Here is a 24,230-nt window from a genome sequence, read left to right on the forward strand (position 1 = left end):
TATGCCTGATGACCATAGCAAGTTGGTCCCACCCCTTCCCATCCCGAACAGGACCGTGAAACAACTTTGCGCCGATGATAGTGCTGCAACCAGTGTGAAAGTAGGTTATCGTCAGGCTTGTTATTCGCAGTAGAGAAAAACCCCGCCGGACTCCGGTGGGGTTTTTTTTCGTCTGGCGATTCCTCGCCACTCCTCCTCTTTTCAGCTACCCCCCTGCTACTTTGTGCATAAAATGCAACAGCTTTCAGTATTTATATAAGTGCTTATGTAAATGCTGTTACTATCGCTACATGAAACAAGGACTCGGAACACAACTACGCCACCTGATCGAACTGCTGGACGGCGCCGTCCAGCAAGCCTACGCGGACGCGGGTCTCGATTACCGGCCGCGCTACACGCCCGTGATGCGGGTGCTGGCGCAACAGCAGAGCGCGACCATCGGCCAGTTGGCCGAGCTGGCGGGCATCACGCAGCCAGCCGTCACGCAAACGGTGGCATTGATGAAAAAGGAAGGCTTGCTGCTGGTGGCAGCCGGTGGCGAGGATGGTCGCCAGCGTGTGGTACGCCTGAGCAGCCAGGGCGAGGCCTTGCTGCCCCATTTGCAGACTTGCTGGCAGGCGACCAAGTGTGCTGCCGATAGCCTGGATGCGGAATTGGCATTTCCTTTATCCACATGCCTGGCGCAAGCCATCACGATGCTGGAACAGCGCTCATTTGGCGAGCGCATCCGCGATACAAGCAAGCAGCTAAAAACAACGCCCTGAAAACTATCTGAGGAAAGCGACGATGGACAATACCCTGAGCATGGCAACAAAAAAATCCCCTCTGGCCCGCCTGATGGCCTATCCGCTGGTGCAGATTGTGCTGGGCATGGTCCTTACCTTTGCCGGGATACCGCTGGTAATGGGCACCGCTTCCCAACTGGTGGAAAAGCCCTATCGCATCCTGTGGCCGCAGTTGCTGGCGGCGCTGCTGGTGTGGTGCGGCTACCGTTTCTATGTGCGGTGCATCGAGAAGCGCCAGCCGGCCGAATTGGCAATGCCGGGCATGGCGCGTGAACTGGGACGCGGATTGCTGCTCGGCGCCGGACTGGTCTTTCTCACCTTTGTCGTGCTGGCAGCGCTGGGCGTATATCAGTTTAGCGGCGTCAACGCCCCGAGCTTCATGTTGCTGCTGCCGCTGGCGGAACTCGTGCTGGTCGGCATGGCCGAGGAGATGATGTTTCGCGGCATCCTGTTCGGCGTGACGGCACGTGCGCTGGGCAGCAAGGCCGCCATCGTGATTTCATCGCTGGTGTTCGCCCTGGCCCATTTGCCCAATGCTGGTTTTTCGCTGCTGGCCATCATCGCGATTGCTGCATATGGCGTGTTGCAAGCCGCCCTGTACATGCAGACGCGCCGCCTGTGGGTTTGCATCGGCACGCATGTCGGCTGGAATTATTGTGTCAGCCAGGTGTTTTCCTCGACGGTATCGGGCCATGCGGCCACGGACGGCCTGCTGCGTGGGGAACTGGCGGGCAATGCCATGCTGACGGGCGGCGCCTTCGGCGTGGAAGCGTCGCTGGTGACCGTCTTGCTGATCGGCGCCGTCGCCGCGTATGTGCTGCGCCTGGCGTTTGCCAGCGCACCACGCTAGGCCGCTGCACCGGCCTTATTGGCCAGCTACCACCGGCGCGGCGCCGCTCCTGGCCACCCACTCGATCAGCGCATCGACGGCGGCGCGGCCATTGCCGTTGCCAACCAGGTCGCTATTGATCATGGCGACCACCACGCACTGTTGATTATTCGCATCGGGCACGTAACCGGCGATGGCCACCACATTCTTTAATGTTCCCGTCTTGATGCGGGCCCGCGCGGCGGCCGGGCTGTTCAGCAGGCGCTTGCGCATGGTGCCGTCCAGCGCCACGATGGGCAGGCTGGACTGGAACTCGGGAGCCCATGGACTTTGCTGCATCGCCTGCAGCACGCCAGCCATTTGCGCTGGCGCAATGCGTCCCGTGCGCGACAAGCCGGAACCGTTGTCGACCAGCATGCCCTGGGTATCGATATTGTGCCGCTGAAACCATTCCTGGATCACTTGCCGCGCCCGGCTGGCCGTGTCTTCCGGCGCAGCCATGGCGACGGGGCGGCTGCCTAACCAGCCATCGCTTTGCAAGCTGCCCAAGCTGAGGAACAGGGTGCGGGCCAGGGTGTTGTCGGAGGTCTTGTTGATATCGCGCAAAACTTCCGGCAGGGCGCGCGCCACGTGGTCGGCCAGCATGCGCGTGCCGACCGGTTCGGCCGTCGGCGGCAAGCCCGTCAACGGCGCTTCGCGCACCGTGCCCGTGATCGTGCCGCCCAGGCGTTTCCAGGTGGCACGGAACAAGCGGTCCGCATAATCGTTGCGATCAAGCACATTGATGCTGGTGGCCTTGCTGCAATTTTGCGGGAAAGTACCGTGCAGTATCACTTGCAGTTTGCCGTTGGCATCGCGCCGGTATTCTGGCGGACGCCAGCCGTCTTCCCATCGCGCGCAACTGCCCTTGACCAGTTTCATGTCGCTCGTGATGCTGACGTTCTCCAGCGCCGGCTGCATCAGGATGCTCAATTGCCGGTCCGTCGAGTTCATATTGATATCGAGCAAATTGGTGTTCAATAACAAGGCATCGGGGATGACGTTGTAGCGGAACTCGGCCGACTCGTCGAACGGCGGCGCGCCGATGTCGGGCCGGGCCGGCTGGAACAGCTGACGGTCGAGGATCAGATCGCCCTTGATCTTCACGATGCCCTGGTTGCGCAGGGTTTGCAGCATGTGCTCCAGCACGTCCGCGTTGAAATCCGTGTCGGCGCCGCCGCGCAGGATCAAGTCGCCCTTCAGCACGCCATTGATGACGTCGGCGCTGGTGCGCAGCTCCGTGCGGCCGCGGAAGATGGGGCCTAATTGCTCCAGGCCCACGGCCGTCGTCACCAGCTTCATGGTGGATGCGGGTTGCATGCTGCGCTCGGCCCCATGCGACAGCACGGTGGTGTTGCCGCGCAAGACGATGGCGCCCATGGCGTCTTCGGGAATATTCGCGCTGCGCAGCAGCAGGCTGACGGATTCGGGTAATTGCGCCTGTGCATTCGACAAGCCGATGCCAGCCAGCAAGGCGGCGATGAGGATGGGACGGAACATGGCTCTCCTTAGTGGAAAAAGACGTAGGCAACGAAGACGGCGGTGATCACGCCGGCCAGATCGGCGATCAGACCGGCCGTGATGGCATAGCGCGTCTTGCGGATGCCCACCGAACCGAAGTACAAGGCCACGATATAGAAGGTGGTGTCGGCCGAGCCCTGGAAGACGCAGGCCAGGCGGCCGACAAAGGAGTCGACGCCATAGGTATTCATGGCGTCGATCATCATGGCTTTCGAGCCGGAGCCGCTGAGCGGCTTCATCATGGCCGTCGGCAGGGCGGGCACGAAGTCCGTATTGATGCCCAGGTTGGCGAAAAACCAGTTCATGCCGCTCATCAGGAAATTGAAGACACCCGCGTTGCGGATCACGCTGATGGCCACCAGCATGCCGACCAGGTAGGGAATCACGGTGATCGACGTCTGGATACCGCCTTTCGCCCCCTCGATGAAGGCGTCATACACGTTCACCTTCTTGCGCAGGGCGCCGATGATGAAGATGGCGATGACGCTGATTAATACCAGGTTGCTGACCACCTTCGAGACCAGCTCGATTTCCTGCTTCGTCAGGTATTGCGTGAAGTACCAGATCATGGCCACGATGGCGCTCGTCATGCCGCCCATCCAGCCCAGTACGACCCTGTTGAGCAAGTTGATGCGTTGCTTGATGGACACCGTGATGATGCCGACCATGGTGGCCACATAGGTGGCGATCATGCAGGGGATGAAGATGTCGGACGGGTCGGCCGCGCCAAGAATCGAGCGCTGCGCCATGATGGCCAGCGGAATCAGGGTCAGGCCCGAGGTGTGCAGCACCAAAAACATGATTTGCGCATTCGTCGCCTCTTCCTTGTTCGGGTTCAAGGTTTGCAGGCTTTCCATGGCTTTCAGACCGAAGGGCGTGGCCGCATTGTCCAGGCCCAGCAGGTTGGCCGAGAAATTCATCACCATGTGGCCCGTGGCCGGATGGTCTTTCGGAATTTCCGGAAAGATGCGCGAAAAGAAGGGCGCGATGACTTTTGCCAGCCAGCCGACGATGCCCGCCTTTTCACCGATGTTCATGATGCCCAGCCACAAGGTCATCACGCCCGCCAGCGGCAGGGCGATGTCCATCACGCCCATGCGCGCCGTTTCGAACGTGCCGTCGATGATGCGCTTGAAGATATCGGTATCGCCGAGAAACAGCCACTGCAGCACTGCGGCCAGGAAGCCAACGAGGAAAAAGCCGGACCAGATGTAATTAAGTGCCATATGCGATCAGTTCTGTCTTTCGGGGAGGTGAAAAGGTGCTGCAAACAAAGTATAGAGGCAGCCCGATACGAGTTGATGAAAGAATGCAGCAATCGCATGCCAAAAAGTTATAAGCTGGCAGCCTGTTTTCATTGGCGCCCCATAGCTTGCCCGCGTAGTGTGGGGGATGCCTGTCGCTTATCGCTGTTCGTTACCCTTGTCTGCACTGGATCACTGATGATGTTTTTACGCAAAACCGCCTGCGCCGCCGGCCTGGCCCTGTTGACGCTATTTAACGTGCCCGCCGATGCCGCCACCGATGCCCGCGCGAACAAGACCCTGCACTTGTTTTTGAGTACCAGCGAGACGGGCCTGGACCCGGCCGTGGCCTCGGACCTGGCCAGCCTGAATTTGATGGAAAACATCTTCGATCCCTTGCTGCGCTACGACTACCTGGCGCGCCCGGTGCAGCTGCAGGGCAATACGGCGCGCGGCTTGCCGACGGTGGAAGACGGCGGGCGCACATATCTCTTTCATTTGCAGCCCGGCATTTTCTTCACCCCCGATCCCGCCTTCAAGGGCCAGCCGCGCGAAGTGACGGCGCAGGACTATGTGTACAGCCTGACGCGGCTGTATGACCCCAGCCTGAAGTCGCCGTGGCTGTTCTTGCTGGAAGACAAGCTGGTGGGCGACGCGGCCCTGAAAAGCAAATTCAGCTACGACACGCCGATCGCCGGCTTGCAGGCGCTGGACAAATACACCTTGCGCATTCGCCTCAACGCCATCGACCCGAACTTCCTGTTCTACCTGGCCATGCCGGCGACCGCCGTGGTGGCGCGCGAAGTGGCCGAAGCGTACCCGGCGGCAGGGCAGATCGGCAACCATCCCGTGGGCACGGGGCCATTCCTGGTGAAGGAATGGAAACGCAGCGACAAGATCGTACTGCAAGCCAACCCGACTTTCCGTCCTACCGTGTTCCATACGGAAGCCAAGGCGCTGGCCGCCTTGCCGGCCGATGCGCGCGCCATCGCCGCCGCGCTGGAGGGTAAACGTTTGCCCCTGGTCGAGCGCATCGAGGTGCGCATCGTTGAGGAATATCAATCGCGCATGCTGGGATTCCTGAAAGGCGAATTCGATTACCTGGAGCAAGTGCCGGAATCGATGACGGACATGGTGCTGGAAAACGGTGGCCTGAAACCGGCGCTGGCCGCCAAGGGCTTGCAGCTGACGCGCTTTCCCGTGCTGCAGACGTATTACATGTGGATGAATATGGACGACCCCGTGCTGGGCGGCATGAGCAAGGACAAGCTGGCCCTGCGGCGCGCCATCGCCCTCAGCTACAACAGCCGCGAAGACATCGCGTTATTAAAGAAAGGCCTGGCCTTGCCGGCGCAGTCGCCGCTGCCGCCCAACGTGCTCGGTTACGACAAGAGCTACCGCAGCCCCGTCGGTTACGATCCGGCGCTGGCGCGCGCCCTGCTGGACCGCTTCAGCTACAAGGCGGGCCCCGACGGCTTCCGCACACAGCCCGACGGCACGCCCTTGATCCTCACCATGCACACGGAGCCGAGCACGGTGGGCCGGCTGCGCGATGAATTGTGGCGGCGCAACCTGAACGCCATCGGCCTGCGCGTGGAGTTTAAAAGCGACAAGAAGACGGAAATCATCAAGGCGTCGCGCCTGGGCAAGGTGCAGATGTTCGAGACCAATTGGATCGCCGACTTCCCCGATGGCGATAACTTTATGCAATTGTTGTATGGCGGCAACGTTGGCCGCGCCAACTATGCCCGCTTCAATTTGCCCGATTACAATAAACGTTATGAGGAGGCGCGCCTGCTATCCGATACGCCGCGCCGACGCAGTCTGTACTTCGACCTGTTTCAGCTGATCCACGCTTACACGCCGTGGGTGCTGCTGACGCATCCCATCTCTGCCGACCTGCAGCAACCGTGGCTAAAAAACTACAGGCGCCACCCCGTGGAATTCACGTCCTGGCGCTATCTGGACGTGGACAAAACCAAGGGTAGCCCCGCAGGCAAGTGACCACGTCGCTGAAAAGGGCATTCATTCCAAAAAGTTATGGTTAGGAAAGCATTTTTCATTGGCTGGGCCCGGACGCATCGCGCTACTCTGAAAATGAAAACAAATAAAGTAAAGCGCTGGCGTCATAAAAAAATGTACCGCGAGACAGACGCCGCGACCTTACAAAACAGCCTGGACTTGAGAACTCAAGTTTCGATTGCCCAACAAGGAGAGACCAGTGAAATTGAAGAAACTAGCGCAGTTGGTGGCATTGATGGGGGTGGTGGGGCCGGTGATGGCACAGGAGGCGGCGGCGCCAGCGATGCAACGGGTCGAAGTGACGGGCAGCAGCATCAAGCGCGTGGCCAAGGAAGGCGCGCTGCCGGTGCAAGTCATCAGCTTTGACCAGATCGAAAAACAGGGCATCACGACGACCGAGCAACTGGTGCGCACCCTGTCGGCCAACGGCACGGGCGCCGATAACATGACGTCGGGCAATAACGTGTTTGGCGCCGATGCGGACAGGGTCAGCGGCGGGGCCTCGTTCGCCTCGCTGCGCGGCCTGGGACCGTCGAGCACCCTGGTGCTGTTGAACGGCCGCCGCATCGCCACGCACGGCGCCAGCGGCAAGTCGGTCGACTTGAACTCGATCCCGCTGGGCGCGATTTCTCGCGTGGAAATTCTCAAGGATGGCGCCTCGGCCATCTACGGCACGGACGCCATCGGCGGCGTGATCAATTTTATTCTGAAGACCAATTACAACGGCGTGGAAGCGTCCGTTTCCACCAACGACACGCAGGCCGGCGGCGGCGCCACGCGCCGCGCTTCCCTGCTGGCCGGCACGGGCTCGCTGGAGTCGGACCGCTACAACATCATGGCCAGCCTGACCGTCGACAAGGCCGAGCGCCTGAACGGCAGCGACCGTTCCTTCGTCAACGGCTTTCAGCCGGGCCGCGGCCTGTCGCCCGATACCACGGGCACGCCGTTTGCCAACCAGATGGCAGGGACCGGCACGGCATTGGGCACGTCGTTTCAGCTGCCGGGCGATGCGAATAAATACCTGCAAGCCAATCCCCTGAGCTTCCAGGGCAAGTGCGACACCATCGCCGGCATGTCGCAGTACCAGACGGAGCTGTGGAAAGACGTGACCTCGCCGCTGCGCACCAGGTATTCGTGCGCCTACGACTATGGCGCCGACTATGTGCTGCAATTCCCCGTCGAGCGGGCCAATCTGTTGTCGCGCGGCACCTTCCAGCTGGCGCCCGACCACCGCATGTTTGTCGAAGTGCTCGGTTCGCGCACCAAGGCCACGGCCATCCTGACGCCGATGCAGGTGCAGGCGACCGTCGCTAACAAGAATCTGTATCCGGTCGGCGGCGCGTACTACCAGGATCTGTCGGCCTACATCCCGTCGTTCGACAAGAGCAAGCCGATTTCCTACAAATGGCGCGCCAATGACGTGGGCAACCGTACGCAGGAAAACACCACCGACAATGCGCGCGTGCTGGTGGGCTTTGAAGGCAACTTCGGCAAGTGGGATTACAAGGCCGGCATTTCGCGCGCCGAAAGCAGCACCAAGACCAAGCTGACGGATGGCTATTCCTACACGGACAAGCTGTACGCAGCCCTGGCCACGGGCATCATCAATCCGTGGGTGGGCGCCGGCCAGAGCCAGACGGAAGCGGCCAAGCAATTGATCGAATCGACCAAGTTCCGTGGCGACTTCCAGCATGGCAAGACGACCCTGACGCAGATCGACGGTTCCGTTTCGGGCGAACTGTTCCAGCTGCCGGCCGGTGCGCTGGCCATGGCGGCCGGCTTCGACTTGCGCCGCGAAGGTTACAGTTTCGCGCAAGACGTTGACGCCACGCAGATTTTGCTGTCGCCAGGCAATGCCGCACTCAAAGATGCCAGCCGTACCGTCAAGGCCGTGTATGCCGAGCTGCTGGTGCCGGTCATGAAAGACCTGGAAATGCAACTGGCCATCCGTCGCGACGATTACAGCCTGGTGGGCGCGACGACGAATCCGAAAGTGGCCTTCCGCTACCAGCCGGCCGACTTCCTGCTGTTCCGCGGTTCGGCCAGCAAGGGTTTCCTCGCACCAAGCTTCCAGCAGCTGTATTCCGGTTCGCTGAGCCAGGAATTGCCGAACGGCGTGGTCGACCAGGAAGGCTGCGCCAAGCATCCGGGCGTGCCCGAGTATTGCGCCATCGACCGTCTCGACTACAAGACGGGCGGCAACACGAATCTGAAACCGGAAACGTCGAAGCAGGGCAGCGTCGGTTTTGTCATCGAGCCATTCAAGGGATATTCGGCCTCGTTCGACTACTGGGCCATCAATACTAAGGATCGCATCCTGAACCGCACGCCGCAAATCGTGCTGACCAACTACCAGGCGCTGAACCAGTACATCCACCGCAATCCGGACGGCACCATCGAGTACGTGCAGGCGGGCTGGATCAATGCGGCAGGCAGCCGCGTGCGCGGCCTCGACGTGGGCTTGCGCGGCGAAGGCAAGATCCGGGACGCGAAATGGACGGCGACCCTGGATGGCACGTATATGGACAGCTTCAAGTTTGCGGAGTATCAAGGCCAGGAATACCAGGAACTGGTCGGCAAGTTTTATACGCGCGATCTGTACCTGCGCTGGAAACACAATGCCAGTTTCGGCGTGTCGCGCGGCGACTGGAGCGGCTTGCTGGTGCAGAGTTTCTCGTCGGGCTACAAGGACCAGTTGCCGAACGGCGGCAAGGGTACGCCGCCGCCGGGCTTCAAGCCGGACGTGTCCAGCTACACCACGTATAACCTGTCGGGCACGTACACGGGCTTTAAAAATACCACCATCACCGTGGGTATCCAGAACTTGTTCGACCGCGATCCCCCATTCACCGCGCACAACGTGGATGAAGTGGTGGGCGCCGGCTGGGACCCGCGCGTGGCCGACCCGCGCGGCCGTTCGCTGTCGTTCCAGCTGAAGTACAAGTTCATGTAAGGCGGTCATGCCGGCGGCGATCCCGTCGGCATGCTAACCTCGTGCGGCGGCGCCTGGCGTCGCCGTTTTTATTCCAGGAAAGGGCCGCATGTCCAGTCAGACCAATCTCAGCCGGCGCCGCTTCGGCGGCTTGCTGGCCGCCACTCTCGGGGCGGCAGGTACACCGGCATGGGCGGCGGCCGCGCAAGGGAAGGGCAAACGCATGCAACAGCACCACGCATTGATCAAGCCGGCGCGCCTGCGCGACGGCGACCTGGTGGCCATCATCGCACCGGGCGGTTTTACGGATGAGGACGCCATCGCCAAGGCCCAGCGCAACATCGAATCGCTGGGACTGCGCGCCAGTCTGGGCGCTAACATCCGCGCCGTGCACGGCAACTATGCGGGCACGGTGCAGCAGCGCCTCGACGATCTGCACGCGGCGTTCGCCGATCCCGAGGTCAAGGCGGTGTGGGCCATCCGTGGCGGTTCCGGCTGCATTTCGCTGCTGGCGCTGCTCGATTACGCCTTGATCCAGCGCAATCCGAAAGTGCTGATCGGCTACTCCGACATCACGGCCCTGCATCTGGCCATCGCTAGCCAGACGGGCCTGGTGACTTTCCACGGACCCGTGGCCTCGTCCACGTTTTCCGACTACACGGTGACGCAGCTGCGCAATGTGCTGATGACGCCGCAAGACAGCTATACGATACCGATGGCGCTGGACAACCACCGCCGCGCGCAGACGCAGCCGAACTTCGCCATCCGCACCGTGCACGGCGGCCAGGCGACGGGACGCTTGACGGGCGGCAACCTGTGCATGGTCAGCGCGCTGGCCGGCACGCCGTATGCGGCCGATTTCCGCGAGCACATCCTTTTCCTCGAAGAAATTAATGAAGTGCCGTACCGTATCGACCGCATGCTATGCCAGCTTGACCTGTCCGTCGGTTTCAAGCACGCGGCGGCCTTGATGCTGGGCATTTTCGAACATTGTGAGGCGGCCGAGGGCGATACGGCGCTGAGCCTCGATGCCACCCTGGACCAGCATTTGCTTCCCTTGAGCGTGCCGGCCGTCAGCGGCTACTCGTTTGGCCACATCCGCCACCAGTTCACGCTACCGATGGGCATATTGGCCACCCTGGATGCGGACCGGCAAACCTTGACCCTGCTGGAGCCGGCCGTCTGCTAGCGTACGGTGCAGCGGGGCGATTGTCAGTATGCTAGTGTGATAAGGCGTGGCACGAGGCCGCGCCGCCTTCCTCACCGCATCCGACATGATCAACCGCCACGCCAGTACCTACATCCTCAGCCACCCGCTGGCCTTCGCGCTGCAGGTGCTCAAGGGTTTCCGCGCCAACCAGGGCTTGCTGCTGGCGGGCGCCGTCGCGTATTACTCGCTGCTGTCCATCGTGCCCTTGCTGATGCTGGTGGTGGTGGCACTGTCGCACGTGATCGCGCAGGATGAATTGCTGCAGACAATCGGCCATTACCTGGAATGGCTGGTGCCAGGCCAATCGAAGGCCATCGTGGGCGAGATCGCGCATTTTCTCGACAACCGGGGCGTGATCGGCTGGCTGCTGCTGCTGACCATGCTCTTTTTCAGCTCGCTGGCGTTTACCGTGCTGGAAAACGCCATGAGCGTGATCTTTGTTCACCGCGTCGCCATCCGCCGCCGCCATTTCCTCATTTCCGCCGTGCTGCCGTACTGCTACATCCTGTGCCTGGGCGTGGGCATCTTGCTCATCACGCTGGTGGCGGGCAGCCTGCAGGTGATGGGCGAGGAAAGCGTGCGCTTCCTGCGCCACGACTGGGGCCTGGAAGGGGTATCCGGCGTGCTGCTGTATCTGCTGGGGCTGGGCGGCGAAATCCTCGTGCTCAGTTCTATTTACCTGGTCATGCCGGTGGGAAGATTGTCGATCACGCATGCGTTGATCGGCGGCGTGACGGCGGCCCTGCTGTGGGAAATCGCCCGCCATGTGCTGGTCTGGTATTTTTCCACCTTGTCGCAGGTCAATGTCGTGTATGGCTCGATGACGACGGCCATCGTCGTCATGTTCAGTCTGGAAATCGGCGCCACCCTGCTGCTGCTGGGCGCGCAAGTGATTTCCGAGTACGAAAGAGTGGCCCGTGGCGGCGAAGAAGACAAGCCGCTGGCGCTAAGGACTTGATTTAACGTATGGCTTCAATTCATTGTTGCATTGCACAAAAAGCTGTGCTATACTCCGTTCAGTGATTGAGATTTGGCAACAAATTATCTCGCCATCCAGTTTCAGCGCGGCGACCGACAGGTGTAATGTCGATGGCGTGACAGTGCGAAGAAATGGATTTTGTAATTCCGGATACGATGGTCGATTTACACCTTGGAGTCACCATGCAGATAGCATGGGAGTCCGAAAATCAGGAGGCACTTTGCAGATAGCACTGGCGTCCATGACACGATTAAAGCATTGGTAATACATTGGAACAAGCCCGCGTTTTAGCGGGCTTTTTTTCGTCCATCGTTGGCGTATGGGGTCAGACCCACAACAACGCTAACGCAAAGCTCCGCGCCAACGCATATGGGGGTCTGACCCCAGCTTTTGCCTGGGGTTTACAACGCCCGCGCAATCAGGATTTTCTGGATATCGCTGGTGCCCTCGTAAATCTGGCATACGCGCACGTCGCGGTAGATGCGCTCGACGGGGAAATCGGACACATAACCGTAGCCGCCGTGCACCTGGATGGCGTCCGAGCACACTTTTTCCGCCATCTCCGACGCAAACAGCTTGGCCATGGCCGCTTCCTTCAGGCAGGGCAGGCCCGCATCCTTCATGGCCGCCGCGTGGCGGATCAGCTGGCGCGCCGCTTCGATCTGCGTGGCCATGTCGGCCAGGCGGAATTGCACGGCCTGGTGTTCATAGATGGGTTTGCCGAAACTTTCCCGCTCGCGTGCGTACTGCAAGGCCGCTTCATACGCGGCGCGCGCCATGCCCACGGCTTGCGAGGCGATGCCGATGCGTCCGCCTTCCAGGCCGGACAGGGCGATCTTGTAGCCTTGGCCCTCTTCGCCTATCAGATTTTCCGCGGGGATGCGGCAATTCTCGAACAGGATTTGCGCCGTGTCCGACGAATGCTGGCCCATCTTCTGTTCCAGTCCCGCCACGATGTAGCCTGGCGTGTTCGTCGGCACCCAGAAGGCGCTGATGCCGCGCTTGCCGGCCGCCTTGTCGGTGACGGCCATGACGATGGCCACGTCCGCATACTTGCCGCTGGTAATGAACTGCTTCGTGCCATTGATTACATATGCATTGCCATCGCGGGTGGCCGTGGTGCGCAGGGCGGAGGCGTCGCTGCCCGTGTGTGGTTCCGTCAGGCAAAACGCCCCCAGCATCGTGCCTTGCGCCAGCGGACGCAGCCACTGTTCCTTTTGCGCATCATTGGCATACATCATGGCGATGCTGCACACGGGGCAATTATTCACGGAAATGATGGTCGACGTGCCGCCATCGCCGGCGGCGATTTCTTCCAGCACCAGGGCCAAGGACACGTAGTCGAGGCCGGCGCCACCGAGCGCTTCCGGCACGGCCACGCCAAAGGCGCCCAGCGCGGCCAGTTCCTGCAATTCTTCTTTCGGGAAATGATGTTCCTTGTCCCAGCGAGCCGCATTGGGCGCCAGGCGCTCGCGCGAAAAACTGCGCAGCGCTTCCTGGATCATCGTTTGTTCTTCATTGAGTATCATGGGACGTCGTCTCGTTTGTTTTTATGGTGGATTCAGGGAATTACCAGGCGATGGGTTTGCCGTCGTAGTTGCGGAACACGGCCTTGTCCGTGGCCGGCAGGCTGGTCAGGGTGGCGCGGATGCCGGCAGCACTTTCTTCCGGTGAAATATCAGCGCCGGCGCCGCCCATGTCCGTGCGTACCCAACCCGGGTGGAAAGCGACGCAGCTGACGCCTTGCGGGCCATGCACGAGGGACGTGTCGATCAGCACGGAATTCAAGGCGGCCTTGCTGGCGCGGTACAGCGAACCGCTGGGGTTGCCGCGCTCGCTCAGGGAGCCCATGTGCGAGGACAGCACGGCCAGCTTGCCCTTGGCGTTAGCCACCAGCGGCGCCAATATCGGCAGCAGCCGCATGGCCGCCAGCACGTTCGTGTGCATGACGAGGTCAAAATCGGCTTGCGCAGGAAACCCGTCGTGGCGGGGGCCATACACGCCCGCGTTGAGGATGGCCACGTCGAGTTTTTCATCGTCGAGCTTCCAGCCCAGGCCGGCACAGCCTTCCACATCCGTCACGTCGAGCTGGTGCGCTTCCGCGCCCAGTTGCTTGAGGGCCTCGCAGGCGTCCGGCGTGCGCGCCGTGGCGATCACTCGCCAGCCATCGTGGCGGTATTGACGGACGATTTCGTGGCCGATGCCGCGCGAGGCGCCGATGATCAATGCGGTAGGCATATGTTTTCTCCCTGAAAATAAAATGAAAGGCGCGCACCGTGAACCGCAGTGCGCGCCCGTGCTCAGGAACAGCTTATACCAGTTCGATCGCCATCGCCGTCGCTTCGCCGCCGCCGATGCACAGGGCCGCCACGCCGCGCTTGCCGCCGGTTTTCTTCAGGGCGCCCAGCAGGGTGACGATGATGCGCGCGCCCGAGGCGCCGATCGGGTGGCCCAGCGCGCACGCGCCGCCGTGGATGTTGATCTTGCTGTGCGGAATGTCGAGGTCGTGCATGGCGGCCATCGGCACGGCGGCGAACGCTTCGTTGATCTCGAACAAGTCCACATTGCTGCTGTTCCAGCCCGTCTTGGCGTAGAGTTTTTTCACCGCGCCGATGGGGGCCGTGGTGAATTCGTTCGGCGCCTGCGCGTGCGTGGCGTGGCCGTGGATTTTCGCGATGACGGTGCATCCGAGTTTTTTCGCCGTCGACTCGCGCATCAGCACCAGGGCTGCCGCGCCATCGTTGATCGACGACGACGAAGCGGCCGTGATGGTGCCATCCTTCTTGAATGCCGCCTTCAAGGTCGGGATTTTTTCCAGGCGGGCTTTTTGCGGGCCTTCATCGATGCTGACGACGGTGTCGCCGCCGCGGCCGGAAACGGTCACGGGCACGATTTCCCATTCGAAACTGCCATCCTTGGTGGCCGCCTGCGCGCGTTTCACGGATTCGATGGCAAACGCGTCCTGCGCTTCGCGCGTGAAGCTGTACTGACTGGCGCACTCTTCGGCGAACGTGCCCATCGAGCGGGCATTGCCCTTTTCGTCGCGGCTGTAGGCGTCTTCCAGGCCATCCATCATCATGTGGTCATAGATCATGCCGTGGCCGATGCGGTAGCCGCCGCGCGCCTTCGGCACCAGGTAGGGGGCGTTGGTCATCGATTCCATGCCGCCCGCCACCACCACGTCGGCGCTGCCGGCGAGCAAAGTGTCGTGCGCGAACATGGTCGTCTGCATGGCCGAGCCGCACATTTTCGACAGGGTCACGGCGCCCGTGGAATCGGGCAAGCCTGCCTTGCGCAAGGCCTGGCGCGCGGGCGCCTGGCCCTGGCCAGCCATCAGGCAATTACCGAAAAACACGTGTTCAACGGCATCCGGCGCCACGCCGGCCCGTTCGACGGCGGCGCGGATGGCCACGGCGCCCAGGTCGCTGGCGGTGACGTTGGCAAAGTCGCCCTGGAAGGCGCCCATGGGGGTGCGCGCGGCACCGACGATTACGACTGGATCATTCATGTTGGATCTCCGGTTGAGGGGTGGGAAGGTGACTGCATACAAAAACGCAGGTGCTGCGGATACGGGAAGACGTCCTCGATATGGCCGTCTTCGATGCGCTGCTTGCGCGCCTGCCAGTAGGCGGCCGTCAGCAGGTCGGCATGGTGCTGCATGAAATGCTTGCGGATACGGGGATTGCCCAGCAGGAAGGTGCCGAATTGTTCGGGAAACACATCGTGCTTGCCGATGGGATACCACGGTTCGGCCGACATTTCTTCCTCCTCCGTGCGGGCTTGCGGGATGACGCGGAACTGGCAATCGGTGATGTACTCGATTTCATCGTAATCGTAAAATACGACACGCTGATGACGGGTCACGCCAAAGTTTTTATACAGCATGTCGCCAGGGAAAATATTCGCCGCCACCAATTCCTTGATGGCGTTGCCGTACTCGATGATGGCGTGTTCCACCAGGTCATCGCGGCCTTCCTTCTCGGCATTGCTCAGCCACATGTTCAGCGGCACCATGCGCCGCTCGATGTACAGGTGGCGGATGATGATCTGCCCGTGCTCTTCTTCGATCAGCGAAGGGGCGAACTGCTTCAGCTCGGCCAGCAGTTCCGCGGCAAAGCGGGCGCGGGGAAAAGCCACGTTGGAATACTCGAGCGTGTCGGCCATGCGGCCCACGCGGTCGTGGTGTTTCACCAGCAAATACTTTTGCTGGACTTGCGCGCGCGTGGTTTCCTTGGGAGGAGGAAAGAAATCCTTGATCACCTTGAAGACATACGGAAACGAAGGCAGGGCAAATACCAGCATCACCAGGCCGCGAATGCCGGGCGCGCTCTCGAAGTGGTCCGACGAGTGTTTTAAATGCTGCAGGTAGTCGCGGTAAAACAAGGTCTTGCCCTGCTTTTGCAAGCCCAGTATCGTATAAATCTCACTGCGAGGCTTGCGCGGGAGCAAACTTCGGAGAAATTGTACGTAGGCGGACGGCACTTCCATATCCACCAGGAAATACGCGCGCGTAAACGAAAACAGCACGGCGATCTGCTGCTGCTCGAACAGCACCGTGTCGAGCACCAGCTTGCCGTGGCGGTTGTGCAGGATGGGTACGACGAACGGGTATTCGCGGTTGCCGTTGATGGCCTTGCCGACCAGGTAGGCGCCCTTGTTGCGGTAGAACAAACTGGTCAGGACCTGGAGCTGGTGGTTCGGCTCCAGCCGGTCGCTGCCGAACAGCTGCTGCAGCCGCGCTTCCACCTGAGCCACGTCGCGCTCCAGGTTGGCAAATGCGCAGTCCAGCTGGAAGTTCTTCACCATGCGCGTCAGGGTGTCGCGCAAGCCATCCTGGCCCGGGTAATACACGCGGTAGGTGGGTGCGGGGTCTTGCGTTTCGATGTATTCCGTGGAAACGACGGGGCGCACGAAAATATAGTCGTTATTGAAATACGTGCGGTGCAGGATGTTGCAGCAGACGGAATTGAAGAAGGTTTCCGCCAGTTCCGGCTGCTTGTGTTCCGTCAGCATGCCGATGTAGTGCAGCTTGAGTTCTCGCCACACTTCGTCGCTCAACTCCGACTCTTCGTACTCATCTTCAAGCATCTGCACGCATTCCTGCACGCGCTTGTCATAGAAGTCGATGCGTTCGCGGGCCGCCGTCTGTGCCGCGCTCCAGGCGCCTTGCTCGAAATACCGCTTGGCTTGCTGGCTCGTTGCGCGGAACAGGCGGTAATGCTTGTCGAAGCCGTCGCGGATGGTGCGCGCGATATCGAATGCAATCTGGGAAGAGAGCAATTTGGGGAAGGCAATGTGCGTCATATCTGTGCTCGCATGAATGGCTCCTCACCCAGTCGATCGCCGCGCGCCCGTGCTTACTTGGTTTCCGCAAACAGTTCGCGGCCTATCAGCATGCGGCGGATTTCGCTGGTCCCGGCGCCGATTTCGTACAGCTTGGCATCGCGCCACAGGCGGCCGGCCGGATACTCGTTGATGTAGCCGTTGCCGCCCAGCGCCTGGATCGCTTCGCCCGCCATCCAGGTCGCCTTTTCCGCACTATACAGAATGGCACCGGCCGCATCCTTGCGCAACTGGCGCACGGCTTCCGGCGTGGTGGCGCGGTCGCAAGCCTGGCCCACGGCGTACACATAGGCCTTGCACGCCATCATGGTCGAATACATATCGGCCAGCTTACCTTGCATCAACTGGAATTCACCGATGGGCTGGCCGAATTGCTTGCGGTCATGCACATAGGGCACGACCAGGTCCATGCAGGCCTGCATGATGCCCAGCGGGCCGCCGGATAGCACGGTGCGCTCGAAATCGAGGCCCGACATCAGCACGTTGACGCCCTTGCCCAGGCCGCCGAGCACGTTTTCGGCCGGTACTTCGCAATCCTGGAATACCAGTTCGCCCGTGTGCGAGCCGCGCATGCCCAGCTTGTCGAGCTTTTGCGCGATGGAAAAGCCCTTGAAATTCTTTTCGATCAGGAAAGCCGTCATGCCGCGCGGACCCGCTTCCAGGTCGTTCTTTGCGTACACCACCAGCACGTCCGCATCGGGGCCGTTGGTGATCCACATCTTGGTGCCGTTCAAGACCCAGCGGTCGCCCTTGAAGTCGGCGCGCAGCTTCATGCTGACGACGTCCGAGCCCGCGTTCGGTTCCGACATGGCCAGGGCGCCGATGTGTTCGCCCGTGATCAGTTTCGGCAGGTACTTGGCTTTTTGCTCGGCCGTGCCGTTGCGCTTGATCTGGTTCACGCACAGGTTCGAGTGGGCGCCGTAGGACAGGCCGACGGAAGCCGAGGCGCGCGAGATCTCTTCCATGGCGATGATGTGCGCCAGGTAGCCCATGCCGGCGCCGCCGTATTCTTCGCTGACGGTGATGCCGAGCAAGCCCATGTCGCCCATCTTGCGCCACAGGTCCATGGGGAACTGGTCGGTGCGGTCGATCTCGGCCGCGCGCGGCGCGATTTCCGCGGCGGCAAATTGTTGGATCGCTTCGCGCAGGGAGGCGATGTCGTCGCCGTGGTCAAAGGTCAAGCCTGGGAGATGGAGCATGTCGTCCTCGTCGTCGTTATAAGTGTGGCGGTCATGGGTGCCGGGTCAGTGAAGCTATGATACTCAGTTGTGACGTTTACGTAAACGTAAAGTGGCGCGCGCGGCAGGTGTGCGCCGCTTGCCTTGCTAGCTTGTTTGCGCCTTATCAAGGTTCAAGTCCGCCAGCATGCGCGCGCACGCGTCTTCATGCGCGCTGATTTCCGCCAGCGCCATTTCGATATCGATGCGCTGCTGCTCCAGGGTCTGCCGGTGCTGCGCCAGCACGCCCAGGAAGCGGTCCATCTGCGCGCGCGTGTCCTTCGGCGACTCGTACATGTCGACCAGGCTCTTGATTTCCGACAAGGCCAGGCCCAGGCGCTTGCCGCGCAGGGTCAGCTTCAGGCGGGTGCGGTCGCGCGGCGTGTAGACGCGGCTGCGGCCGCCTGCGCCTTCGCGTTTCGGACTGAGCAAGCCCTGGTCTTCATAGAAGCGGATGGCGCGCGCCGTGATGTCGAATTCCCGCGCCAGTTCGGTAATGGTATAGGTCGTCGTGGGTGCGGGCGGTGTCGGTTGCATGGGTGGTCGGTCGTCAGATGGGGTGCGGCGAGGCAGGTGGTGGCAAAGTGCCGTTTACGTCAACGTCAATACTATTGTAGCGTGCCCTGCCCGTGCTGCAACAAAGAAAAAAGGCGGCGTGGGCAGGAGAGTTTGGCGAATCAGATAACAATTACTGAAAATAAATTGATTCTTCTTGCACAAACGCGCTTAAGATCGAGAGTTGGTGGCCAAGATGACACCAAAAAGAGCTTTCCTGGCATAACGGCGACATTCTTTTCGCTGCGATGGCAGTAAAATTTTTTAGGTGCAGATTCTTTCCAATAGGCACGATCAAAAAACAACGTTTCACTATGAACACGTTGTTCATGTCGTTTCCATATTGGAAACAAAATGGCCCTTCTGAAAACTTTGTCTACAAGAAATTGTATGACATGGGCATTGCGTGTATCGGCAGAGGAGGGCATTATCCGATACCGTACGTTGTAATGCCAAACCGAGGCTTTGAATCGTGCTGCAGTGCGAAAATCAAGGCTAGCCGCGAATTTGACCCGAAGCCACGCAGAATCGCAAGAGAAAATTCGGCCCACTTTTTGACCTGAAAAGCCCGGCCGGAGTGTTAATTGTTAATTGATACTCTTTTCAAATGTAACAATCTGTATGGTCATTCAAGAAACTGACTTTCATGTTACAACATGAAATAGTACACCTATGAATTCTTCTAACGAACGCGAAAGCTTCAGCCAGCGACTTCAGTTGGCTCTCAAAAACGCCCATTACTCTCCAGACAGCCCGACCAGACTGGCCCGGGAATTCAACATCCGTTTCGATGGACGCCCGATTACTGTGCATGCAGCTAGGAAATGGTTAGTAGGTGAAGCAATTCCCACGCAAGAAAAATTGCGTATGATTGCCCAATGGTTGGGCGTTCCCGCGGAATGGTTGCGTTTTGGCGGCCCGGAAAGCGCCACGCCGAATGGCGAAGCGGGCAGCGCTTTATCGCGCTTTGAGTCCGCCGATGTGAAATTAATTGCCGATTTGCAAAGATTAGATGAACATCATCGTCAAATCGCGCGAGAATTTATTCGCATGCTGGTGAGAGTCAACTACCAAAAGTAAGCATCCAGGCCCTCCCCGGCCGGCGCCGTCCGCTTTACGCTGGCGGCGCTCCCCCTGTCCTTTTATTTGCGCAAGGTCATACTGGAGACATGATTTTGCCGCACAATAAGACCTCGCATGTTGCGCTGCAGCGGAATTATTTGACAATAATCCCGTACGCAGCGGCGCAGCGGCCAATACCAGCGCATAATCACATCAGAAGCAGCCAGTTCATCCACTACGGAGCCGAGCATTTGAGCCGTCTTATGAAAAGTAACTACAGCAATACCGCGCAGCTGAAGGACTTGATGACCGTGCCCCCCATGACTGCCGCGCAACATGCGGAAGTGATGCGCAAACGGATCGCCCACCGCAGGATGGTTGAAGAAGCCAGGGATTTGAAGCAGGCCAGTGCTCATCAGTTCGACAAGCGATGAAGGATGCCTGACCAAAGCTGCTGCGCGTCGGCATAGGTAGTCTGCGATGCTCACCGGCTCGGCGCCCCCGTACTAAAGTACGGTTGCGCTTTTTGGCCACAAGGGGGCGCCGAGCCTCACTGCCGCTCGCTACGCTTTTGTCAGGCATCGTGACTTGGCAGGGGTTTCCCCGCCTATAAGTTGATTGCGTTGGTGATGTCAGGTTTCTGACGCTTTAAGGCCATTCCACCGCGGTGCCAGGGCGTGCTCGATGCCGAGCAGGTCGATGACCCTCGCCACCGTATGGTCGACCATCTCCGCGATGCTGTGCGGGTGGTGATAAAAGCTCGGTAAGGGCGGGAAGATGATGCCGCCCATTTCGGTCACGGCCGTCATATTGCGCAGGTGCGCCAGGTTGAACGGCGTTTCGCGCACCATCAGGATCAGACGGCGGCGCTCCTTGAGCACCACATCGGCGGCCCGCGTGATCAGATTATCCGACAAGCCGTGCGCCACGGCCGCCAGGGTCTTCATCGAGCACGGCGCGACGACCATGCCATCGGATTGAAACGAGCCGCTGGCGATCGACGCGCCGATGTCGCGCAGCTTGTGCACGACGTGCGCCTGCGCTTCGATTTCCTTGCGCCCCACGCCCGTTTCCTGGTGCAGGGTCAAAACAGCGGCATCGGACAGGACCAGATGCGTTTCGACGCCGGGGATGGCGCCGAGCAATTGCAGCAGCCGCAAGCCATACACGGCGCCGGTGGCGCCCGTGATGGCCACGACGACACGGCGCGGCCGCTGCTGCTGATTAGGCATCCAGCAGGGACTTCAATTCGCCCGATTCAAACATTTCATTCATGATATCGGAACCACCGATGAACTCGCCTTTGACATACAGCTGCGGAATGGTCGGCCAGTTCGAGTAATCTTTGATGCCCTGGCGAACTTCCGGGTCATCCAGCACGTTGACTGTAGCGATGTTTTCCACGCCGCACGCTTTCAGGATCTGGATGGCGCGGCCGGAAAAGCCGCACTGCGGGAACTGGGCCGTGCCCTTCATGAACAGCACGACTGGCGTGTTCGTCACGGTTTCTTTGATCCAGGTTTGTACGTCGCTCATAGCTGCCTCTGATGGGTAAATAAATAGATGCCGTCATTTTATAAGAAAACGACGGCACGGGTATGCGCTCAAGTCATAAATCGGGCAAGTCAGCCACGTTGACGCTTATAAGGTCTTGCCCAGGCAGGTCGATTGTGCCGCGCCCACGTATTTGCCCCAGGCAAGGACCGGCACATAGCCGTGCCTGGCATAAAACGCCACGGCGCGGCTATTTACCACGCGGGTGGACAGGTGCAGAGCCTGGTAGCCATGCCGGCGCGCCTGCGCCTCCACGTGGGCCAGCAGGGCCGCGCCCACGCCTGTGCTGCCGGGATGCGCATACATGCGCTTGAGTTCGCCTATGGCGCTGTCCGCTTCGCCCAGCGGGCGCAGGGCGGCGCAGCCGAGCAGGGCGCCGCTGGCATCGCGGGCCAGGTAAAAGCCGCCGCGTGGCGTTGCCGCTTCGACATCGAAGGAAGAGCGGCCGCTGTCGCCATTGATGCGCAGCAATGCCTCTGACAATGCATCGAGCAGCAATTGCGCATCCGGGCCGGCGGCGTCCACCGCCAGGATGACGAGGTCACGCCCGGCGGCCATGGGCTTAGCCGCGCAGCTTGGCGAAGGCGGCGGCCATGCTGCCGGCCGGCTCCGGTGCGTTGCGCGACTGCGACTGGTGCTGCGCCATGCTGCGGCGGTCATTGCGGTCGCCACGCTGCTCGGGTTTGCTGCCCGCTTGCGGCGCGCTGTCTGTCAGGCGCATGGTCAGCGCGATGCGCTTGCGCTTCTCGTCGACTTCCAGCACTTTCACGCGCACGACCTGGCCTGCTTTCACCACCGTGTGCGGGTCTTTCACAAACGTGTTCGACAGGGCCGAGATGTGCACGAGGCCATCCTGGTGCACGCCGATATCGACGAAGGCGCCAAAGGCGGCCACGTTGGTGACCACGCCTTCGAGAATCATGTCCGGGCGCAAGTCGCGGATTTCTTCCACGCCTTCCTTGAAGGTGGCGGTGGTAAATTCCGGACGCGGGTCGCGGCCCGGCTTTTCCAGTTCCTTCAGAATATCGCTAATGGTCGGCACGCCGAAGGTTTCATCCGCGTACTTTGCCGGGCTGAGGGTTTTCAGCAAGGCGGTCTCGCCGATGACGGCCTTGATATCCTTCTTGATGTCGGCCAGAATCTTTTCCACCAGCGGATACGATTCCGGGTGGACGGCCGAGGCGTCCAGCGGGTTCTCGCCGCCCATCACGCGCAGGAAGCCCGCCGCCTGCTCGTAGGTTTTATCGCCCAGACGCGGCACGGCCTTCAAGGCCGCGCGCGAGGTGAACGCGCCCTTCATGTCGCGGTAGGTGACGATGCTTTGCGCCACGCTGGCCGACAGGCCGGACACGCGCGCCAGCAGGGGAGCCGACGCCGTGTTCACGTCCACGCCCACGGCATTCACGCAATCTTCCACCACGGCATCGAGCGAGCGAGCCAGCTGGCTTTGACTCACGTCATGCTGGTACTGGCCCACGCCGATCGATTTCGGGTCAATCTTGACCAGCTCGGCCAGCGGGTCTTGCAAGCGGCGCGCGATCGAGACGGCGCCGCGCAGGGACACGTCCATGTCCGGCAATTCCTTCGAGGCGAATTCGGACGCCGAATACACCGACGCGCCCGCTTCCGAGACGACGATCTTCGTCATCTTCGCTTCCGGGTGCTGCTTGATCAAATCCTGCGCCAGTTTATCGGTCTCGCGCGAGGCGGTGCCGTTGCCGATTGAAATCAAGGACACATTGTGCTTGGCGGCAAGACGGCCCAGCGTGTGCAGGGAGCCGTCCCAGTCGTTCTTCGGCTGGTGCGGATAGATCACGGCCGTGTCGACCACTTTGCCAGTGGCATCGACCACGGCGACCTTGACGCCCGTGCGCAGGCCAGGGTCGAGGCCCATGGTGGCGCGCTGGCCGGCCGGCGCGGCCAGCAGCAGCGCTTTCAGATTGGTGGCGAAGACGTTGATCGCGTCGAGTTCCGAGCGTTCGCGCAGCGCGCCCATCAGTTCCGTTTCCAGGTGCATGAAGCTTTTCACGCGCCAGGTCCAGCGCGCCGTGTCCGCCAGCCATTTGTCGGCCGGGCGGCCTTGCTGCTTGATGCCGAAGCGGGCGGCGATGCGGCCTTCGCACGGGTTGTGCGGCGCATCCCATTTCGGTTTTTCCGCTTCCGTGTCCAGGCGCAGGGTGACGTCGAGGATGCCTTCGCGGCGGCCGCGCAGCAGCGCCAGCGCGCGGTGCGATGGCACGGTGGAAATGGTTTCCGAGTAATCGAAATAATCGGCGAATTTTTCGCCTTCGTCCTGCTTGCCGTCCACCACTTTCGACTCGACGATGCCGTGTTCCTGCACGTATTCGCGCAAGGTTTGCAGCAGGGTCGCGTCTTCGGCGAAGCGCTCCATCAAAATCTGGCGCGCGCCGTCGAGGGCCGCCTTGGTGTCGGCTACGCCTGGGTTGTTGCCGTCGGCACTCGTAAACGCGTCGCGCAGGAACTTGCCCGCTTCCATTTCCGGCGTCAGTTCCGGGTTCTCCAGCAAGCCGTCGGCCAGCGGCATCAGGCCCGCTTCGATGGCGATCTGCGCCTTCGTGCGGCGCTTCTGCTTGTATGGCAGATACAGGTCTTCCAGGCGCGTCTTGTCTTCCGCGTGCATGACGGCGTCGAGCAGCTCGGGCGTCATTTTGTTCTGTTCCGTGATCGAGGCCACGATGGCGGCGCGCCGCTCTTCCAGCTCGCGCAGGTAGCGCAAGCGCTCTTCGAGCAGGCGCAGCTGGATATCGTCGAGGCCACCGGTCGCTTCCTTGCGGTAACGGGCGATGAAGGGCACGGTGGCGCCTTCGTCGAGCAGTTCGATGGCGGCGGCAACTTGCACCGGTTTGGCGGCAAGTTCAAGGGCAAGGCGTTGTTCGATAGTGGGCAGCATGGTTGTTTCCAGAGCGATCAAGCCTGG

At 60.9% G+C, this 24,230-nt stretch carries 20 protein-coding genes and 1 rRNA gene; 8 read left to right on the forward strand and 13 right to left on the reverse strand.

Features of this window, described 5'->3' with window-relative positions; all coding sequences use genetic code 11:
- Positions 1-4 precede the first annotated feature (4 nt).
- From rrf to CSQ95_RS23250, 3 genes are all read left to right on the forward strand, one after another.
- Positions 5-117, forward strand: a 5S ribosomal RNA gene (gene rrf, locus CSQ95_RS23240).
- A gap of 173 nt (positions 118-290) precedes the next feature.
- Positions 291-764 (forward strand): MarR family winged helix-turn-helix transcriptional regulator, encoded by a 474-nt coding sequence (locus CSQ95_RS23245; RefSeq protein WP_099411237.1) that lies wholly within the window; start codon positions 291-293, stop codon positions 762-764.
- Between the two features lie 22 nt (positions 765-786).
- Entirely contained in the window at positions 787-1,635 is an 849-nt protein-coding gene (locus CSQ95_RS23250; protein ID WP_099411238.1) for a CPBP family intramembrane glutamic endopeptidase, read from the forward strand.
- 15 nt (positions 1,636-1,650) lie between these two features.
- Here the strand turns inward: CSQ95_RS23250 and dacB are convergent, their stop codons facing one another.
- Both dacB and CSQ95_RS23260 read right to left on the reverse strand, forming a co-directional pair.
- Complete coding sequence (gene dacB, locus CSQ95_RS23255; RefSeq protein ID WP_099411239.1) at positions 1,651-3,153, reverse strand: D-alanyl-D-alanine carboxypeptidase/D-alanyl-D-alanine-endopeptidase; 1,503 nt, start codon at positions 3,151-3,153, stop codon at positions 1,651-1,653.
- 8 nt (positions 3,154-3,161) lie between these two features.
- A complete protein-coding gene (locus tag CSQ95_RS23260) occupies positions 3,162-4,400 on the reverse strand; it encodes a nucleoside recognition domain-containing protein (protein WP_034753725.1) in 1,239 nt (412 codons plus the stop codon).
- A 219-nt stretch (positions 4,401-4,619) separates the two neighbouring features.
- Between CSQ95_RS23260 and CSQ95_RS23265 the strand changes: the two genes are divergently transcribed.
- The 4 genes from CSQ95_RS23265 to CSQ95_RS23280 all read left to right on the forward strand — a co-directional run bounded on the left by CSQ95_RS23265 (position 4,620) and on the right by CSQ95_RS23280 (position 11,540).
- Complete coding sequence (locus tag CSQ95_RS23265) at positions 4,620-6,422, forward strand: ABC transporter substrate-binding protein (RefSeq protein ID WP_099411275.1); 1,803 nt, start codon at positions 4,620-4,622, stop codon at positions 6,420-6,422.
- 217 nt (positions 6,423-6,639) lie between these two features.
- Positions 6,640-9,393 carry a TonB-dependent receptor gene (locus tag CSQ95_RS23270; RefSeq protein ID WP_257218191.1) on the forward strand — a complete coding sequence of 918 codons (2,754 nt, stop codon included), beginning with the start codon at positions 6,640-6,642 and terminating at the stop codon, positions 9,391-9,393.
- A gap of 88 nt (positions 9,394-9,481) precedes the next feature.
- A complete protein-coding gene (locus tag CSQ95_RS23275; RefSeq protein ID WP_099411240.1) occupies positions 9,482-10,561 on the forward strand; it encodes an LD-carboxypeptidase in 1,080 nt (359 codons plus the stop codon).
- Between the two features lie 85 nt (positions 10,562-10,646).
- The gene (locus CSQ95_RS23280) at positions 10,647-11,540 is read left to right on the forward strand and encodes a YihY/virulence factor BrkB family protein (RefSeq protein WP_070221731.1); all 894 of its coding nucleotides are present in this window, start codon (positions 10,647-10,649) and stop codon (positions 11,538-11,540) included.
- A 422-nt stretch (positions 11,541-11,962) separates the two neighbouring features.
- Here CSQ95_RS23280 and CSQ95_RS23285 read toward each other — a convergent pair whose 3' ends face one another.
- The 6 genes from CSQ95_RS23285 to CSQ95_RS23310 all read right to left on the reverse strand — a co-directional run bounded on the left by CSQ95_RS23285 (position 11,963) and on the right by CSQ95_RS23310 (position 18,658).
- Complete coding sequence (locus tag CSQ95_RS23285; protein ID WP_099411241.1) at positions 11,963-13,090, reverse strand: acyl-CoA dehydrogenase family protein; 1,128 nt, start codon at positions 13,088-13,090, stop codon at positions 11,963-11,965.
- Between the two features lie 40 nt (positions 13,091-13,130).
- Complete coding sequence (locus CSQ95_RS23290) at positions 13,131-13,799, reverse strand: SDR family oxidoreductase (protein WP_099411242.1); 669 nt, start codon at positions 13,797-13,799, stop codon at positions 13,131-13,133.
- A 73-nt stretch (positions 13,800-13,872) separates the two neighbouring features.
- On the reverse strand, positions 13,873-15,069 hold the full coding sequence (locus tag CSQ95_RS23295) for an acetyl-CoA C-acyltransferase (RefSeq protein WP_099411243.1): 1,197 nt from the start codon (positions 15,067-15,069) through the stop codon (positions 13,873-13,875).
- Positions 15,066-16,865 carry a bifunctional isocitrate dehydrogenase kinase/phosphatase gene (gene aceK, locus CSQ95_RS23300; protein ID WP_099411244.1) on the reverse strand — a complete coding sequence of 600 codons (1,800 nt, stop codon included), beginning with the start codon at positions 16,863-16,865 and terminating at the stop codon, positions 15,066-15,068. Before aceK ends, CSQ95_RS23295 begins: the two co-directional genes overlap by 4 nt.
- A gap of 53 nt (positions 16,866-16,918) precedes the next feature.
- Entirely contained in the window at positions 16,919-18,103 is a 1,185-nt protein-coding gene (locus CSQ95_RS23305; RefSeq protein ID WP_070260712.1) for an isovaleryl-CoA dehydrogenase, read from the reverse strand.
- Positions 18,104-18,229: 126 nt separating this feature from the next.
- Positions 18,230-18,658 carry a MerR family DNA-binding transcriptional regulator gene (locus CSQ95_RS23310; RefSeq protein WP_099411245.1) on the reverse strand — a complete coding sequence of 143 codons (429 nt, stop codon included), beginning with the start codon at positions 18,656-18,658 and terminating at the stop codon, positions 18,230-18,232.
- Between the two features lie 690 nt (positions 18,659-19,348).
- Between CSQ95_RS23310 and CSQ95_RS23315 the strand changes: the two genes are divergently transcribed.
- Positions 19,349-19,756 carry a hypothetical protein gene (locus CSQ95_RS23315; protein ID WP_034753756.1) on the forward strand — a complete coding sequence of 136 codons (408 nt, stop codon included), beginning with the start codon at positions 19,349-19,351 and terminating at the stop codon, positions 19,754-19,756.
- A gap of 62 nt (positions 19,757-19,818) precedes the next feature.
- Here CSQ95_RS23315 and CSQ95_RS29880 read toward each other — a convergent pair whose 3' ends face one another.
- The 5 genes from CSQ95_RS29880 to CSQ95_RS23340 all read right to left on the reverse strand — a co-directional run bounded on the left by CSQ95_RS29880 (position 19,819) and on the right by CSQ95_RS23340 (position 24,203).
- Positions 19,819-20,154: a hypothetical protein gene (locus tag CSQ95_RS29880; RefSeq protein ID WP_162995524.1), complete on the reverse strand. Its 336-nt coding sequence runs from the start codon at positions 20,152-20,154 to the stop codon at positions 19,819-19,821.
- 216 nt (positions 20,155-20,370) lie between these two features.
- The gene (locus CSQ95_RS23325; RefSeq protein ID WP_099411246.1) at positions 20,371-20,970 is read right to left on the reverse strand and encodes a UbiX family flavin prenyltransferase; all 600 of its coding nucleotides are present in this window, start codon (positions 20,968-20,970) and stop codon (positions 20,371-20,373) included.
- Positions 20,963-21,274, reverse strand: coding sequence for a Grx4 family monothiol glutaredoxin (grxD, locus tag CSQ95_RS23330; protein WP_034753766.1), 312 nt, complete (start codon positions 21,272-21,274; stop codon positions 20,963-20,965). The genes CSQ95_RS23325 and grxD overlap by 8 nt, the downstream gene beginning before the upstream one ends.
- A gap of 105 nt (positions 21,275-21,379) precedes the next feature.
- Positions 21,380-21,850: a GNAT family N-acetyltransferase gene (locus CSQ95_RS23335; protein WP_099411247.1), complete on the reverse strand. Its 471-nt coding sequence runs from the start codon at positions 21,848-21,850 to the stop codon at positions 21,380-21,382.
- 4 nt (positions 21,851-21,854) lie between these two features.
- Positions 21,855-24,203 carry a Tex family protein gene (locus CSQ95_RS23340; protein WP_099411248.1) on the reverse strand — a complete coding sequence of 783 codons (2,349 nt, stop codon included), beginning with the start codon at positions 24,201-24,203 and terminating at the stop codon, positions 21,855-21,857.
- Positions 24,204-24,230: the final 27 nt, after the last annotated feature.

This window comes from Janthinobacterium sp. BJB304, assembly GCF_002735765.1.
Lineage (GTDB): Bacteria > Pseudomonadota > Gammaproteobacteria > Burkholderiales > Burkholderiaceae_D > Janthinobacterium.